Genomic DNA, 14,678 nt, shown 5'->3' on the forward strand with positions numbered 1-14,678 from the left:
AACTGTGCCGCGGTTTTGCAAAGAGAACCCGCGGCAAGACAAAGAAGTGCGCACGCCGAAGCTACGCCGCTTCGGCGCTGCCGAAACGTCAGAGCAGAGGGTCGATGATGGCCGACATTTCCGCAATCGACATCGCCCCTTTGTAGGTCTTTCCGTTGATGAAAAAGCTCGGTGTGGAATCGACCTTGAATTCGTCGGCGCCGCGCTTCTGGACGGATCTCACATCGTCCAGAAGTTTCTGGTCCGTCAAGCAGGCCTCGAAGGACTCCTGTGTAAAACCGGCAAGCTTGGCGATTTGCAGCAGTGCGTCCTTGGTATTGTTCACACCAACCCAGTTCGCCTGCTGCCTGAACAGTACGTCGACCATCGGGAAATAGTTGTCCTTGGAGCAGCGCGCCAGCATGAAACCGGCCTCGGCGCTGGGATCGAACGGAAACTCGCGCAGTATGTAACGGGCCTTGCCGGTGTCGATATATTTCGTCTTCAGCTCCGGAAAAGTGGTCTCGGCGAAATGCGCGCAATGCGGGCAGGTCATCGATGCATATTCGACGATGGTGACCTTTGCATCGTCCTTGCCGAGCTGCATGTCGGGCAATGCGCCGGGCTTCAGCAGCGCCGCCATATCGACCGTGCCCTGAGCCTCCGGCGCCGCCGCGGCGGCCGGAGCGGCCGGCTTCGCAGGTTCCGGAGCCGCAGGCTTCACATCCTGCGCCTCGGCTTTCTCGCCCGAGTCGCTGCAGGCGGCAAGCAGCGCCACCGCTGGTATTGCGGCCAGCGAAGTCAAAAGGTTTCTGCGGGACAAGGAACGGATCATACGAATCACCTGGCAATAGTTGGATTTTGCAATGCAAAGTCTACAAAAAGCGAGAGTTGGCGCGAATTAAGGCATTACCGCCCCTATTCCAATCGCCAAATCCGGGCATACCATCACGATAGCGCGAGATCACGGCTTCTTTCGACCGAGAATGGTGGCGCCAAGCCGCTCCAGCGAGGCGCGCAGCCCGCCGTCCTCGATCAAACCAACGGTGCCCGACAGCTTCGCTTTCTCGGCCGCAGTCAGCGGCCGCAAACTGGGTTTCGGCTTGTCCTTGCCCGCCATTACCGGCTTCTGCACGATCCTGATGCGACCTATCGCATTGAAACCGAGGAAGGCATTGACCCGGTTGATGATCTCGCCGGTCTCGTGCTGCAGATGCAGCGCCGCCACACCCTCGCAGGCAATCACCAGCACCGCCGGTTCGAAAGGATCGTCCTCGTGCATGCGGCGCGGCCACTGGATCTTTTCCGGGCGCGAGCGGCCGGCAAGCCGCGGCCCGGCAATTTCTTCCCATGACTGGACCAGTCCGATCGACATACCGGCCCGCTTGCGCAGCACCGGGTCGAGGATCTCGGTTGCGAGATCGCTCACCGGAACGGGATTGCCGAAGGGCCTTTTCCCTGCCATGTGCGTTCTCCAGCTTCAGCACCAATGGATTAGGGCCGACCCTCGATCAATGGCACTGCACGACCAGACCCGCAAGGCCGTATCCGGAGACAATGTCGAGATCGCCTCCCGGCTGCTTGGCTGGTACGACGCGCATCACCGCGACCTGCCCTGGCGCGTTTCGCCGCGCACGCTGGCGGGCGGGGCGCGGCCCGATCCCTATCTGGTCTGGCTTTCCGAGGTGATGCTGCAGCAAACCACGGTCGAGGCGGTAAAATCCTATTTCCGGGCGTTCGCAGAGAAATGGCCAACGGTCCAGGCGCTGGCGGCGGCACCGACCGAAGACGTCATGAAGGCCTGGGCCGGGCTCGGCTATTATTCCCGCGCCCGTAACCTCAAAGCCTGTGCCGATCTCGTCGCGCGGCAAGGCGGCCGCTTTCCGGACAGCGAGTCCGGCTTGAAGGAACTGCCCGGCATCGGCGCCTATACGGCGGCGGCGATCGCAGCGATCGCCTTCGACCGACCAGCCGCGGTCGTCGACGGCAATGTCGAACGGGTCGTCTCACGGCTGTTTTCGATCGCCACGCCGCTGGGCGAAGCCAAGGGCGAGATACGCGGCCAGGTCGAACGCATGGTTCCCCCGACAAGGCCCGGCGACTTCGCGCAGGCGATGATGGACCTGGGCGCGACGATCTGCACGCCGCGCCGGCCCCGCTGCATGCTGTGCCCCGTTCGCGAGGATTGCAGCGCCACAATCTCGGGCGACCCCGAACGCTTTCCGGTCCGCCTGCCCAAGGCCGAAAGACCCCTACGCCGCGGTGCCGCCTTCGTTGCCGTCAGGGGCGACGGCGCCGTGCTTTTGCGAAAGCGCGTCGAAAAGGGCCTGCTCGGCGGCATGACTGAGGTGCCGACGACCGGCTGGACGGCGCGCATAGACGGCGCCACCACGGAAGCGGCAGCCCCGTTCCCCGGCGACTGGCGGCGGGCCGGACGCATCGGCCATGTCTTTACTCATTTTGCGCTTGAACTCTACGTGTTCAAGGCGGACACCGACAGCGTCGCCCCGGCCGGGCATTTCTGGTCGCTGGCGCATGAAATTTCCGGGGAAGCGCTGCCGAGCGTCATGAAAAAGGTAATCGAAGCGGCGATACCGGGCGCGACGAAAAAGCAGCGGCCGCGTTGAAAGAGAGAAGAATGACTGAAATCCGCCACATCGTTTTCGACATCGGCAAAGTGCTGATCCACTATGATCCGGACCTGCCCTTCAGTCGCTTGATCCCCGATCCCGACGAACGGAAATGGTTCTTCGACAATGTCTGCACGCATGATTGGAACATCGAGCAGGATCGCGGCCGCAGTTGGGAAGAGGCCGAAGCGCTGGCGATCGCGCAATATCCCGAGCACGCCGAAAATATCCGCAATTTCCGCCGGCACTGGCACGAGATGGTGCCTCACGCCTATGAGGACAGCGTCGCCATCATGATCGGCCTGATCGACAGCGGCCATGACGTGACGATGCTCACCAATTTCGCTGCGGATACGCTCGCCGAGGCCCGCGAGCGCTTCGATTTCCTCAATCGGCCGCGCGGCGTCACCGTTTCCGGCGACATCCGCCAGATCAAGCCGGATCGCGCCATCTATGACCACCACGTCGCCGCGTTCAGCCTCGAACCGTCAGCGACGCTGTTCATCGACGACAGCCAGAAGAACGTCGACGGCGCCAAGGCGGCGGGCTGGCAGTCGGTGCTGTTCACCGATGCAAGGACGCTCAGGGCGGACCTTGAGCGTCTTGGGATCAAAGTGTGATTTGAATCGGTTCCAGGAGTTGGTTGAGCCTTCGCATTAACCGATCTGTCGCAACTCGGAAGCCGTCAGGCGCCCGCCCGCTCCATGCCTAGCCGAGCAATGCGGCGAAGCTCGTCGATCGGGGTCAGGCCGCCGCTGCGCTCATAATGCCAGAAGGTCCATCCGTTGCAGGCGTCCAGCCCCTGCACCTCGGCGCCGATCTTGTGGATCGACCCGGCACTGTCGCCGATGGCCAGCGTGCCGTCGGCGCGCACTTTTGCCGCCCAGCGCTTCTTGGCGTCGTAGAGCGTGGCGCCTGGCGCCACCAAGCCATTGTCGAGAAGCGTGACGAATGCGACGCGCGGCTCAGCCCGCTTGCCGGTCAGTACCGTCAAGTTGGCGCCTTCCAGCGGCCGGACCGCATCGATACGTTCCATGGCGGCATCGATATAGGTTTGTTCGCGCTCGATGCCGACGAAGTGGCGGCCAAGCCGCTTGGCCACAGCCCCGGTGGTTCCTGAACCGAAGAACGGGTCGAGCACGATGTCGCCCGGCCTGGTCGATGCCGTCATGATGCGGGCAAGCAACGCTTCCGGCTTCTGCGTCGGATGCAATTTGTCACCATTGTCGTTCTTCAGGCGCTCGCCGCCGGTGCAGATCGGAAACAGCCAGTCCGAGCGCATCTGGACGTCGTCGTTCGATGCCTTCAGCGCCTCGTAGTTGAAAGTGTAGCCCTTGCCCTTCTGGTCGCGCGATGCCCAGATCATCGTCTCATGCGCGTTCTGGAAACGGCGGCCACGGAAATTGGGCATTGGATTGGTCTTGCGCCAGACGACGTCGTTGAGGATCCAGAAGCCCAGGTCCTGCATCTTTGCCCCGACCCTGAAAATATTGTGGTAGGAGCCGATAACCCAGATCGTGCCGTTGGGCTTCAACACACGGCGCGCCGCCAGCAGCCAGGCGCGGGTGAAGGCGTCGTAGGCCTCAAAACTGTCGAACTGGTCCCAATGGTCGTCGACGGCATCGACCTTGGATTGGTCGGGCCGGTGCAGATCGCCATCGAGCTGCAAATTATAGGGCGGATCGGCGAAGATCACGTCGATCGACTTTTCCGGCAGCCGTTCGAGCGCGGCGACGCAGTCGCCCTTCAGGATCGTATCCAGCCACTCGGATTGCTGGGGAGCATCGGAAAGCTCGTCGAGAAGACGCACGGCAGACATTGTGACACCCAAGGCACGCGTTACTGTTTACTGTCCGTTATGGTTACCGATCAGCGTAAATATTCAGTGAAGCAGCCCGCCGAATTTGCGAAGCACGGCCTGTTGGTGTATGCCGCGCCGCCTGAGCCGTTTGGACCAAAGGCCCTCGGCATTCCCCTCATCCCGCTTTCCGGATCACCATGCCTCAGCCAGACCTTGTCATCTTCGATTGCGACGGCGTGCTCGTCGATTCCGAAATCATCGCCGCGCGGATCGATGCCGAGCTGTTGACCTCGGCCGGCTACGAGATATCGGCCGAGGAGATTTCCGAGGTCTATGCCGGGTTGACTTTCAAGGACATCATGATGCGGGTCGAGGAAAAGTCCCGGATCCCGTTCCAGGCCTCGCTGATCGACAAGGAGGAACAGCTGGTCGATCGTCGGCTGCGCAGCGACGTGCGTGCCATCGACGGGGCGCACGAGGCTGTCGCCGCGGTAGCAGTGCCGCGCTGCGTCTGTTCGAATTCGCGTTCGGAGCGAATCGAATTCATGCTGGAGAAGGTGCAGCTTTTGCCGTTCTTTGCCGGCCGTATCTTTTCCTCGCTGGAAACCCCGACCGGGAAATCCAAGCCGGCGCCGGACGTGTTTCGGTTCGCCGCGGAAAAGCTCAAGGCCGATCCTGCGAACACCTTTGTCATCGAGGATTCGGTGCATGGCGTCACCGGCGCCAAGACGGCGGGAATGCGCGTCATCGGCTTCACCGGCGCGGCGCACAGCTATCCCGGCCACGCCGATGCGCTGACCGAGGCCGGCGCGGAAACGGTCATCCGCCGCTGGGCGGAACTGAAAAGCGTGATCGCCGCGCTGTCGGAATGGTCGGCGGACGCCTGAGAGGCCGCCTCCAACCGCCGTGGCGCGAATGCAGCGGCTTAGTTGGTCGCGGCGGCTTTCTTCTTCCTCGGCTTGTCTGTCGCTACTTTCGGAGCGCCCTCGTCATACCCGGCATACGCCTGGTAGTCCTTCGCCGTCGGCTCCGGAACGACGACGTTGGAATCGGTGAAGACGAACTGCGTGGCACTCGAAGGATCGGTAACCTGGACCTGATAGGAGTGAAGCTGCGAATAGAGAACTTCGGTGCCGTGCATCACCGCGATGCGGATCGGCATGGTGATGGTCCCGGGGGTGAACATCGGGCCAGGCACGACCTTGCCGGCGACGGCTATCTTCATCGACAAGGAGCCGTTGGCGCGGCTGCAGTCGCGGGTCACATCGGTGATCGAGGCCTGATAGATGATCTTGGCGGAATCGTCCGGCTGATCGGCGCCAGCCGCGTCCGCTGCCGGCTGGGCGGCTTCCTCGGCGGCAACATCGGTTTTTTTCTTCGGCTTCGGACCGCTCTTGGCGTAGGTATTGAAGAAGGCGGTGCCGTCCCGCAACGTCACTTTCGGGCAATAGGCCTGCAGCTGGCTGGAAAGCACCTTGGGATCGGGTGGCGGTGGCGGTGTTGTATCCTTTTTGCCGAAGCCGAGAATTCCATTGTCGCTCGATTGGCAACCTGCGGCGGCAAGCATAAAGCCGGCGAGCGCCAGACCCGCGACAAAACGACCGTTGAATGAATGAAACGCCATGAACTGCACTTCCCTCTCGCAAAGCCGGTGACGTATATCAACCGCGCGGCAAAAATGCGACTGAGCCTGCGCAGAAATCCACCACCTCGCGGCGGGCGAAAATTCCCGGCAGCAATGGAAACGTGACGATGCAATATGTGAGTACCCGCGGGGAAGCGCCCGCGCTTGGATTTTCCGACGCGGTGCTGGCCGGACTGGCACGCGACGGCGGGCTCTACCTGCCGAGCGCCTGGCCGCATTTTTCCGCAGCCGAGATCCGCGCCATGCGCGGCCTTGCCTATCCCGATCTTGCCATCCGTGTGCTGTCGCCGTTCCTCGGCGGCGAGATCGCGGCGCCGGTGTTCGAACGGCTGGTGCGCGAAGCCTATGCGACCTTCCGCCATGAGGCCGTCTGCCCGCTAGTGCAGACCGGGCCGAACAGCTTCGTGCTGGAGCTGTTCCACGGCCCGACGCTCGCGTTCAAGGACGTGGCGATGCAGCTTCTTGCGCGGCTGATGGACCATGTGCTGGCCGAGCGCGACCAGCGCGCCACCATTGTCGGTGCCACCTCCGGCGACACCGGAGGGGCCGCCATCGATGCCTTTGCCGGGCGCAACCGCACCGACATCTTCGTGCTTTTCCCGCACGGCCGCGTCTCGCCGGTACAGCAGCGGCAGATGACGACCTCGACCGCCGCAAACGTCCATGCGTTGGCGATCGAAGGCAATTTCGACGACTGCCAGGGCCTGGTAAAGGACATGTTCAACGACCACGGTTTTCGCGACCGGGTATCGCTGTCCGGCGTCAACTCGATCAACTGGGCCCGCATCATGGCCCAGATCGTCTATTATTTCTCGTCCGGCCTGTCGCTCGGCGCGCCCGACAGGCCGGTTTCCTTCACCGTGCCGACCGGCAATTTCGGCGACATCTTCGCCGGCTATGCCGCCAAGAAGATGGGGCTGCCGATCGAACGGCTGATCATCGCCACCAACGACAACGATATTCTGGCGCGCACGCTGGCGACCGGCGAATACCGCATGAAGGGGGTCTTTTCGACCACGTCGCCCTCGATGGACATCCAGGTGTCTTCGAACTTCGAACGCTTGCTGTTCGAAGCGTCCGGCCGCGATGCCTCGACCGTGCGGCGCTACATGGACGGGCTCAAGCAGTCCGGCGCCTTCACCATCGAGGCCGGCGAAATCGCCAAGATCCGCTCCGAATTCGACGCCGGCCGCGCCACCATGGACGAGGTCGCCGCCACCATCCGCACCACACTTGCGGCGAGCGGCTATCTGCTCGACCCGCATTCGGCCGCGGCCGTGCATGTGGCCGCCGGCAAGGCTACGGGTGAGGTGCCGATGGTGGTGCTGGGCACTGCGCACCCGGCAAAGTTTCCCGCCGCCGTCGAAGCCGCCAGCGGCGTGTCGCCTGCCCTGCCTGCATGGCTAGGCGGGTTGATGAGCGCCGAGGAAAAATACACGGTACTTCCATCCGACCTGAAAATGGTGGAAGATTATCTCGGCCGCCACACGCGGGCGGCGCGTTAGGGAGTAATTGCCATATGGGTGTTGAGGTAAGCCGTCTGTCGAACGGCCTGACAGTCGCCACCGAAACCCTTCCAAGCCTCGAATCTGTTGCCCTTGGCGCCTGGGTCAAGTCGGGCGCACGCAACGAGCGTGACGAAGAGCACGGAATGGCGCACTTGCTCGAGCACATGGCTTTCAAGGGCACCAGGCGGCGAAGCGCCTTCGAGATTGCCTCGGAGATCGAGGACGTCGGCGGCGAGATCAATGCCGCCACCAGCGTCGAGACGACCTCCTATTATGCAAGGGTTCTGAGCGACGACGTGCCGCTGGCCGTCGATATCCTTTCCGACATCCTGCAGGAATCCGAATTCGATCCGCAGGAGTTGGAACGAGAGCAGCATGTGATTCTGCAGGAGATCGGCGCCGCGCACGATACGCCCGACGATGTCGTTTTCGATCACTTTACCGAGACCGCCTTCCGCCACCAGACTATCGGCCGCTCGATTCTTGGCACGCCGGAAACCGTCAAATCCTTCACCTCGAAGCAGCTGCACGACTTCATCGAACGGCAGTACGGCGCCGAGAACATGGTGATGGTGGCAGCCGGCGACATCAAGCACGACGATTTCGTGCGCGAGGTCGAAAAGCGTCTCGGCGGCTTCCGCGGCAAGGCCGACGGCACCGTCCCGCAATATGCGCAATATGTCGGCGGCGATTTTCGCGAGGACCGCGACCTGATGGACGCGCAGATCGTGCTGGGTTTCGAGGGCCGCGCCTATCACGTCCGCGATTTCTATGCCTCCCAGGTCCTGTCGATGATCCTGGGCGGCGGCATGTCGTCGCGACTTTTCCAGGAAGTCCGCGAAAAACGCGGCCTGTGCTATTCGGTCTATGCCTTCCATTGGGGTTTTTCCGACACCGGCGTCTTCGGGGTCCATGCGGCGACCGGACAAAGCGATATTGCCGAGCTGGTGCCTGTGATCATCGACGAGCTGCAAAAGGCCGGTGAAAACATCCTGCAGGAGGAGCTCGACCGGGCGCGTGCCCAATACCGCGCCGGGCTGATCATGTCGGCCGAGAGCCCGGCCAGCCGCGCCTCGCAGATCGCCAGGCAGTTGCTTCTGTTCGGCAGGCCGATCGCCAAGGAAGAGCTGATGGAGCGGCTGGCGGCGTTGACTGTCGAGCGGCTGACGGATCTGTCGTCCCGGCTTTTTTCGACCAAGCCGACGCTTACAGCCGTCGGGCCGGTGGGTACGCTCGCGCCCTATGAGGCCATCCTCGATTCGCTTTCGGGCACGCAGACCACTGCCCGTAAGCTTGCCGTCTAAGCCTATTCGAGCGTCGTGTTCGCGCTCCCTTTCTTTCGCCGCGACCTGCCGGCACTGAAGGGCGAGCTTGTCACGCTGCGCGTACCGCTGACCAACGACTATCGCGAGTGGTCGGTGCTGCGCAGTGAAAGCCGCGCTTTTCTTGAGCCGTGGGAGCCGCGATGGACCCCTGACGAACTCGACCGCACGGCGTGGCGGCATCGTATCGGGCGCTACCGCGAGGACTACGCGCAGGGGACGGCGATCGCCTTCTTCATCTTCGAGAAAAGCAGCGGCAAGCTGGCCGGCGGTATCACCCTCGGCAATATCCGCCACGGGGTCGCCCAAAGCGGCCATATCGGCTACTGGATCGGCGAGCGCTTCAGCGGACGCGGCCTGATGACCGATGCCGTCAAAGTGGTGACGCGTTTCGCCTTCGAAACGCTGCGATTGCACCGGATCGAAGCTGCCTGTATCCCCGATAACGCCCGGTCGATCCGCGTGCTTGAAAAAGCCGGATTCCGGCGCGAAGGACTGCTACGATCCTATCTCAGGATCAACGGCATCTGGCAGGACCATTACCTATACGCCCGAATCGCGGACGATCCGCCGGGCGTTGGAACAAAGGGCTGATTTTGACGAATTTTCTGCGCAACGGGTCGCTGCTTGCCTTTATGCTGGCGGCAATCGTCACGCTCTGCGCGGCATCCTCGGCGTTTGCCGTAGAACCGATCAAGATCGCCCGCGACGACGTTGCGCTCGATCTTTCGGGGGCCGTCTTGATCTACCGGAACCAGGGCGAGAATTTTCAGGTGTCGACCGCGCCAGGCCCGGACGGCATCGTGCGGCGCATCGAGGTCGAGGCCAATGATGCGCGCTCGACCGGTGACTGGGCGGTGTTCGCGCTGGCCAATACCACCGACCAGCAGCTCGACAGGCTGATTGTCGCACCGCATTTCCGGCTGGTGAATTCCGGCCTGTTCTGGCCGGATCTCGGCTCGACCCGTATCGCTGCGATCACGCCCAGCGAAGGCTTTGCGCTCGACCGTCAGACCAGCCCCGACGCCGACGTGTTCCGGGTGACGTTGAACCCGGGAACGGTGATTACCTTCATCGCCGAGCTCGCCTCGCCCAAGCTGCCGCAGGTCTATCTGTGGGACCCTGAATCCTACAAGGATTCGGTCAATTCCTACACGCTGTTTCGTGGCATCGTCATCGGCATTGCCGGCCTGCTGGCGCTGTTCCTGACCATTCTTTTCGTCGTCAAGGGGACCTCGATGTTCCCAGCAACGGCGGCCCTAGCGTGGGCGGTGCTTGCCTATATCTGCGTCGATTTCGGCTTTCTCAACAAGATCATAGAAATCTCACCGGGCAATGAGCAGATGTGGCGCGCCGGAACGGAGGTGGCGCTTGCGGCGACCTTCGTGGTGTTCCTGTTTGCCTATCTCAACCTCAACCGGTGGCACGGCCATTTCAGCTACGGCGCACTGGTCTGGATTCTCGGGCTGGTGCTGATCGCCGGTGTCGCCATCATCGATCCGGCGGTTGCCGCCGGCATTGCCAGGCTGTCCTTCGCCGCCACCGCGCTGACCGGCCTCGGCCTGATCATCTTCCTCGGTATCCGCGGTTACGACCGCGCGATCATGTTGGTGCCCAGTTGGGTGATGGTTCTGCTGTGGCTATGCGGATCGTGGATGGCAATCACCGGCATGCTGGACAACGATATCGCTCAGCCGGCGCTGGGCGGTGGGCTGATCCTCATCATCCTGCTGATCGGCTTCACCGTGATGCAGCACGCTTTTGCCGGCGGCGCGCTGCATCAGGGCCTGTTCTCCGACCTTGAGCGGCAGGCGCTGGCGGTTGCCGGATCGGGCGATACTGTGTGGGACTGGGACGTGCTGCGCGACCGCGTCGTCACTCGTCCCGACGTCAGCATTCAGCTCGGTCTTGCCCCCAACAGCCTCGGCGGCCCTGCCCGCAACTGGCTGCCGGTGCTGCATGCCGACGACCGCGACACGTTTCGCACGACACTCGACGTGGTGCTCGAGCACCGGCGCGGCCGGGTGTCGCAAAACTTCCGCCTGCGCGGCGCCGACGGGCACTATCACTGGTTTTCGTTGCGCGCCCGGCCGGTGATCGGCTCGGACGGCGAGGTCATCCGCTGCGTCGGCACCATGGTCGACGTAACGGAGCAGAAGAAATCCGAGGAACGGCTGCTGCATGACGCCGTGCACGACAATCTGACCGGCCTGCCCAACCGCGAGCTGTTCATGAACCGGCTGGAGGCGATCATTTCGATTGCCCGCACCGAAGAGAAGGTGCGCCCGACCGTCTTCGTCATCGACATAGACCGGTTCAAGCAGGTCAATGACGGGCTCGGCATCTCGGCCGGCGATACCATCCTTTTGACCATCGCGCGGCGGCTGCACCGACTGCTCAAGCCGAAGGATTCGCTGTCGCGCTTTGCCGGCGACCAGTTCGCGCTGATGCTTTTGTCGGAGCAGGATCCGGCCCGCATCGCGGCCATTGCCGATGCCATCAAGCACGCCATCAACAACCCGATCACCTTCGCCAAGCGCGAGATCGTGCTGACGGCCTCGATCGGGCTGATCACCTGGACCGCCACGCAGACCCCGGCCGAGGACATGGTCAAGGATGCCGAGCTTGCCATGCATCAGGCCAAGCGCTTCGGCGGCGACCGGATCGAGCCGTTCCGTCCCGCCTTCCGCACCGTCGGCACCGACCGGCTGCAGTTCGAGTCCGATCTGCGCCGCGCCATCGAACGACGCGAATTCACGCTTGCCTACCAGCCGATCGTGCGGCTGGAGGACGGCAGCGTCGCAGGCTTTGAAGCGCTGCTGCGCTGGGACCATCCGCGTCGCGGCATGATCCCGCCGGCGGATTTCATTCCGGTCGCCGAAAACTGCGGCCTGATCGTGCAGCTTGGGCTGTTCGCCATGCAACAGGCTGCCGAAGACCTGGCGGGATGGCAAAAGCAGATCGGCGATGCGCCGCTGTCGGTCTCGGTCAATCTGTCCAGCCGTCAGCTCATCCGCCGCGACCTGGTCAGCGACGTCCGCTCGGTGATCGCGCGAGCCAACCTGAAACCGCGCTGCTTCCGGCTCGAACTCACCGAATCGCTGGTGATGGACAATCCCGAGCAGACCGCCCATGTGCTGACCAAGCTGAAGCAGCTTGGCATCGGCCTGTCGCTGGATGATTTCGGCACCGGCTATTCATCGCTGGCCTATCTGACGCGCTTTCCGTTCGACACTATCAAGATCGACAAGAGCTTCGTCGACGACGCGACGCCGAAACGTGCGGTGCTGCTCAAATCCATGGTCAACATGGCGCATGAACTCGGCCTGTCGGTTGTCGCCGAAGGCATTTCGGACGAGAGCGATGCGCTGGAGTTGCGGCAGATGGGCTGCGAATACGTGCAGAGCTTCATGTTCGGCGCGCCGATGCCGGGCGACCAAGTGCTGAAGACGCTGAAGGAACAGTATCCGTTGACCCAAGCGTGACAAGTTTCAGGACGTAATGAGGTTCAGGCGTGACCGGCAGCCAGGCTGAGATGCGCGAGATCGATGCCGATCGAGGCGAGGATCCGGTCATATTTGCGATCGATGTCGGCGTCGAACAGAAGCTCGGCACTTGCCGGGCAAGTCAGCCAGCCATTCTCGACGATCTCGTTTTCAAGCTGGCCCGCACCCCAGCCGGCATAGCCGAGCGCCATCAGCGCCCGCCGGGGTCCGCGGCCGGAGGAGATGGCGCGCAATATGTCGACGGTCGCGGTCAGACAGACATCGTCGGACACGGCGAGCGAGGATTCCACCCGGTAGTCGCCCGAATGCAGAACGAAGCCGCGGCTACGATCCACCGGTCCGCCATTGCGCACGACGAAGTCGCGCGCCGGCGGCGGCAGGCGAATTGCCTCCAGCTCGTTCATGATTCCGAGTTGCACGAGCAGGTCCGGAAACAGCATCTGCTGCGTCTGGTTGATGATCAGCCCCATCGCGCCTTCGTCGCTGTGCGCGCAAATGTAGATGACGGAGCGTGTGAAGCGGTCGTCCTTCATGCCGGGCATGGCAATCAGGAACTGATCGTCGAGAAAGCCGGGTCCTGCGGCCGTCCTTTTATGGCGCAACAAATCCATGGCCACAGCGTAACGCGTTTCCGGGGCGTCGAAAAGATGGGCGGCGCCCGATTTGATCAGGCTCAAAAGCCGAAGGTCACGCAAATATGATGCCGGCGGCGTCATGAAATCATTGTGTGGCCATCAACAGACGATCAAATCATCGCCATGCAAAGCTTGAAAATCCTGCTGCTTAGCGTGGCCATTGGATCGGCGACCGGCCTCCCCGCCTCAGCCTCCTCATCGGCCTGGTACAATAGCGAAGGCGGCAGGGTGCGGCTGGTGACGAGCGGCAAGGCCGACGAGGCCGGGCGTCTCCAGGGCGTCCTCGACATTGCGCTGAAGCCCGGCTGGAAGACCTATTGGCGCGATCCGGGTGATGCGGGCGTGCCGCCACAGATCGACGTCTCGGCCAGCACCAACATTGCCGACGCGACGCTTTCGTTTCCGCCGCCGCAGCGCCATGACGACGGCTATGGCAAATGGGCCGGCTACGACCACCCGGTTTCGTTGCCGGTGACGTTCACGCTTGCCGCGCCCGGCCAGCCGGCCGTCATCGATGCGGACATCTTCCTCGGCATTTGCGAAACCATCTGCATCCCGGTGCAGACAAGGCTGACCGTCGATCCCGGCGCCGATCCCGACAACGCCGAGGATGCGGCACTGGTCAAGGCGGGCCTTGCAACCCTGCCCGCCACGGCAACGCCCGATTTCGGCATAAACGTACTGCCGGGCGACCACGAAACGCTGATTGTCGAAGCGAGCTTTCCGGGCAGCCCCGAGGGCGCCGACCTCTTCGTTGCCGGCGAACGCGACTACATGTTCGGTGCCCCGGCACGCAGCGAAAAGGATGGCAAGCTGATCTTTTCGGTGCCGATCCTCGACAGGCCGTCGACAACGCCAACCGATGGCGGCCTGCACTACACACTGACAAGTGCCGCAGGCGCGGTCGAAGGCCTGTTGCCATTCCCGTGATGCCAACGTCTGGACGGTTGCCGGGCGCGCCTTAATTCGCTATCGCAAGGACACTCCCTTCCATTTCCAAGCGAGGACCATCATGACGATCTCCGTTGGCGACAAACTGCCCGATGCGACCTTCAAGACAATGACCGCCGACGGTGCAAAGCCGATAACGACGGGCGAGCTATTCTCAGGAAAGAAGGTCGTGCTGTTTGGCGTTCCAGGCGCCTTCACGCCGACCTGCAGCAACAATCATCTGCCCGGCTATCTGGACAATTACAACGCCATCCTGGCGCGCGGCGTCGACACTATCGCCGTCGTCTCGGTCAACGATGTTCACGTCATGGGGGCCTGGGCCCGCTTCAGCGGCGGTGAAGGCAAAATCCTTTATCTTGCCGATGGCAATGGCGATTTCGCCAAATCGGTCGGCCTCGACGCCGACCTCTCCGGCGGCGGCATGGGGCTACGCTCGAAGCGTTTTTCGATGATCGTCGATGACGGCAAGGTCACCGCGCTCAATGTCGAGACAAAGCCCGGCGTCGACGAATCCGGCGCTGCTCACATTCTCGGACAGCTTTCCGTCTTGGCGACAGCATAGGCCAGGGACGGCGGCGGTCGCCTTCGAGCGCTGCGCGTCGAAAGGATGCTGCCTTTGCATCGGCGCATGATCCTTCCGAAAGCCGACCCGGTTTTCAGGGCCATGCGTCGGCCCTTTGGGACTGCTTGCTTTTGGGGAC

The 14,678-nt window shown here is 62.7% G+C and carries 14 protein-coding genes; 9 read left to right on the forward strand and 5 right to left on the reverse strand.

Translation table 11 applies throughout. The annotated features are described in order from the left end of the window. Positions 1–88 precede the first annotated feature (88 nt). Both NKH16_RS14795 and NKH16_RS14800 read right to left on the reverse strand, forming a co-directional pair. Positions 89–814, reverse strand: a complete 726-nt coding sequence (locus NKH16_RS14795; RefSeq protein ID WP_352900050.1) for a DsbA family protein — start codon at positions 812–814, stop codon at positions 89–91. Between the two features lie 129 nt (positions 815–943). Further along, positions 944–1,444, reverse strand: coding sequence for a DUF721 domain-containing protein (locus NKH16_RS14800; RefSeq protein WP_352449867.1), 501 nt, complete (start codon positions 1,442–1,444; stop codon positions 944–946). A gap of 49 nt (positions 1,445–1,493) precedes the next feature. Here NKH16_RS14800 and mutY point away from each other — a divergent pair, with 49 nt between their 5' ends. Beyond that, positions 1,494–2,606, forward strand: a complete 1,113-nt coding sequence (gene mutY / locus NKH16_RS14805; RefSeq protein WP_352900053.1) for an A/G-specific adenine glycosylase — start codon at positions 1,494–1,496, stop codon at positions 2,604–2,606. An 11-nt stretch (positions 2,607–2,617) separates the two neighbouring features. Further along, the gene (locus tag NKH16_RS14810; RefSeq protein ID WP_352449869.1) at positions 2,618–3,229 is read left to right on the forward strand and encodes an HAD family hydrolase; all 612 of its coding nucleotides are present in this window, start codon (positions 2,618–2,620) and stop codon (positions 3,227–3,229) included. 65 nt (positions 3,230–3,294) lie between these two features. Here the strand turns inward: NKH16_RS14810 and NKH16_RS14815 are convergent, their stop codons facing one another. Beyond that, entirely contained in the window at positions 3,295–4,428 is a 1,134-nt protein-coding gene (locus NKH16_RS14815) for a site-specific DNA-methyltransferase (RefSeq protein ID WP_352621675.1), read from the reverse strand. A 179-nt stretch (positions 4,429–4,607) separates the two neighbouring features. Here NKH16_RS14815 and NKH16_RS14820 point away from each other — a divergent pair, with 179 nt between their 5' ends. After that, positions 4,608–5,297 carry an HAD family hydrolase gene (locus tag NKH16_RS14820; protein WP_023674153.1) on the forward strand — a complete coding sequence of 230 codons (690 nt, stop codon included), beginning with the start codon at positions 4,608–4,610 and terminating at the stop codon, positions 5,295–5,297. A 38-nt stretch (positions 5,298–5,335) separates the two neighbouring features. Here NKH16_RS14820 and NKH16_RS14825 read toward each other — a convergent pair whose 3' ends face one another. Next, complete coding sequence (locus NKH16_RS14825; protein ID WP_023674152.1) at positions 5,336–6,034, reverse strand: hypothetical protein; 699 nt, start codon at positions 6,032–6,034, stop codon at positions 5,336–5,338. Between the two features lie 128 nt (positions 6,035–6,162). Here NKH16_RS14825 and thrC point away from each other — a divergent pair, with 128 nt between their 5' ends. Genes thrC through NKH16_RS14845 form a run of 4 tightly spaced genes read left to right on the forward strand, consistent with a single transcriptional unit; the run spans position 6,163 to position 12,370 of the window. Next, complete coding sequence (thrC, locus tag NKH16_RS14830; RefSeq protein WP_352900058.1) at positions 6,163–7,560, forward strand: threonine synthase; 1,398 nt, start codon at positions 6,163–6,165, stop codon at positions 7,558–7,560. A 14-nt stretch (positions 7,561–7,574) separates the two neighbouring features. Continuing rightward, positions 7,575–8,867, forward strand: coding sequence for a M16 family metallopeptidase (locus NKH16_RS14835; RefSeq protein ID WP_352456896.1), 1,293 nt, complete (start codon positions 7,575–7,577; stop codon positions 8,865–8,867). Positions 8,868–8,882: 15 nt separating this feature from the next. Next, the gene (locus NKH16_RS14840) at positions 8,883–9,479 is read left to right on the forward strand and encodes a GNAT family N-acetyltransferase (protein WP_352449873.1); all 597 of its coding nucleotides are present in this window, start codon (positions 8,883–8,885) and stop codon (positions 9,477–9,479) included. A gap of 2 nt (positions 9,480–9,481) precedes the next feature. Then, a complete protein-coding gene (locus tag NKH16_RS14845; RefSeq protein WP_352900061.1) occupies positions 9,482–12,370 on the forward strand; it encodes an EAL domain-containing protein in 2,889 nt (962 codons plus the stop codon). A gap of 23 nt (positions 12,371–12,393) precedes the next feature. On the opposite strand, the gene NKH16_RS14850 is transcribed toward NKH16_RS14845, so the two are convergent. Then, entirely contained in the window at positions 12,394–13,002 is a 609-nt protein-coding gene (locus tag NKH16_RS14850) for a YqgE/AlgH family protein (RefSeq protein ID WP_031211061.1), read from the reverse strand. Between the two features lie 147 nt (positions 13,003–13,149). Here NKH16_RS14850 and NKH16_RS14855 point away from each other — a divergent pair, with 147 nt between their 5' ends. Together NKH16_RS14855 and NKH16_RS14860 are read left to right on the forward strand one after the other, a co-directional pair. Next, entirely contained in the window at positions 13,150–13,956 is an 807-nt protein-coding gene (locus NKH16_RS14855) for a protein-disulfide reductase DsbD domain-containing protein (RefSeq protein ID WP_352900064.1), read from the forward strand. 82 nt (positions 13,957–14,038) lie between these two features. Beyond that, complete coding sequence (locus NKH16_RS14860; protein ID WP_352449876.1) at positions 14,039–14,539, forward strand: peroxiredoxin; 501 nt, start codon at positions 14,039–14,041, stop codon at positions 14,537–14,539. Positions 14,540–14,678 lie beyond the last annotated feature (139 nt).

Origin of the sequence: Mesorhizobium sp. M1307 (assembly GCF_040318155.1) — a bacterium.
GTDB lineage: Bacteria > Pseudomonadota > Alphaproteobacteria > Rhizobiales > Rhizobiaceae > Mesorhizobium.

What these genes read in the sequence shown, in the direction of transcription:
- NKH16_RS14820 (WP_023674153.1), top strand. Translation starts at nt 4,608, where the DNA reads ATGCCTCAGCCAGACCTTGTCATCTTCGATTGCGACGGCGTGCTCGTC.
- NKH16_RS14850 (WP_031211061.1), bottom strand. Translation starts at nt 13,002, where the DNA reads ATGGATTTGTTGCGCCATAAAAGGACGGCCGCAGGACCCGGCTTTCTC.
- mutY (WP_352900053.1), top strand. Translation starts at nt 1,494, where the DNA reads ATGGCACTGCACGACCAGACCCGCAAGGCCGTATCCGGAGACAATGTC.
- NKH16_RS14810 (WP_352449869.1), top strand. Translation starts at nt 2,618, where the DNA reads ATGACTGAAATCCGCCACATCGTTTTCGACATCGGCAAAGTGCTGATC.
- NKH16_RS14815 (WP_352621675.1), bottom strand. Translation starts at nt 4,428, where the DNA reads ATGTCTGCCGTGCGTCTTCTCGACGAGCTTTCCGATGCTCCCCAGCAA.
- NKH16_RS14835 (WP_352456896.1), top strand. Translation starts at nt 7,575, where the DNA reads ATGGGTGTTGAGGTAAGCCGTCTGTCGAACGGCCTGACAGTCGCCACC.
- thrC (WP_352900058.1), top strand. Translation starts at nt 6,163, where the DNA reads ATGCAATATGTGAGTACCCGCGGGGAAGCGCCCGCGCTTGGATTTTCC.
- NKH16_RS14800 (WP_352449867.1), bottom strand. Translation starts at nt 1,444, where the DNA reads ATGGCAGGGAAAAGGCCCTTCGGCAATCCCGTTCCGGTGAGCGATCTC.
- NKH16_RS14860 (WP_352449876.1), top strand. Translation starts at nt 14,039, where the DNA reads ATGACGATCTCCGTTGGCGACAAACTGCCCGATGCGACCTTCAAGACA.
- NKH16_RS14855 (WP_352900064.1), top strand. Translation starts at nt 13,150, where the DNA reads ATGCAAAGCTTGAAAATCCTGCTGCTTAGCGTGGCCATTGGATCGGCG.
- NKH16_RS14795 (WP_352900050.1), bottom strand. Translation starts at nt 814, where the DNA reads ATGATCCGTTCCTTGTCCCGCAGAAACCTTTTGACTTCGCTGGCCGCA.
- NKH16_RS14825 (WP_023674152.1), bottom strand. Translation starts at nt 6,034, where the DNA reads ATGGCGTTTCATTCATTCAACGGTCGTTTTGTCGCGGGTCTGGCGCTC.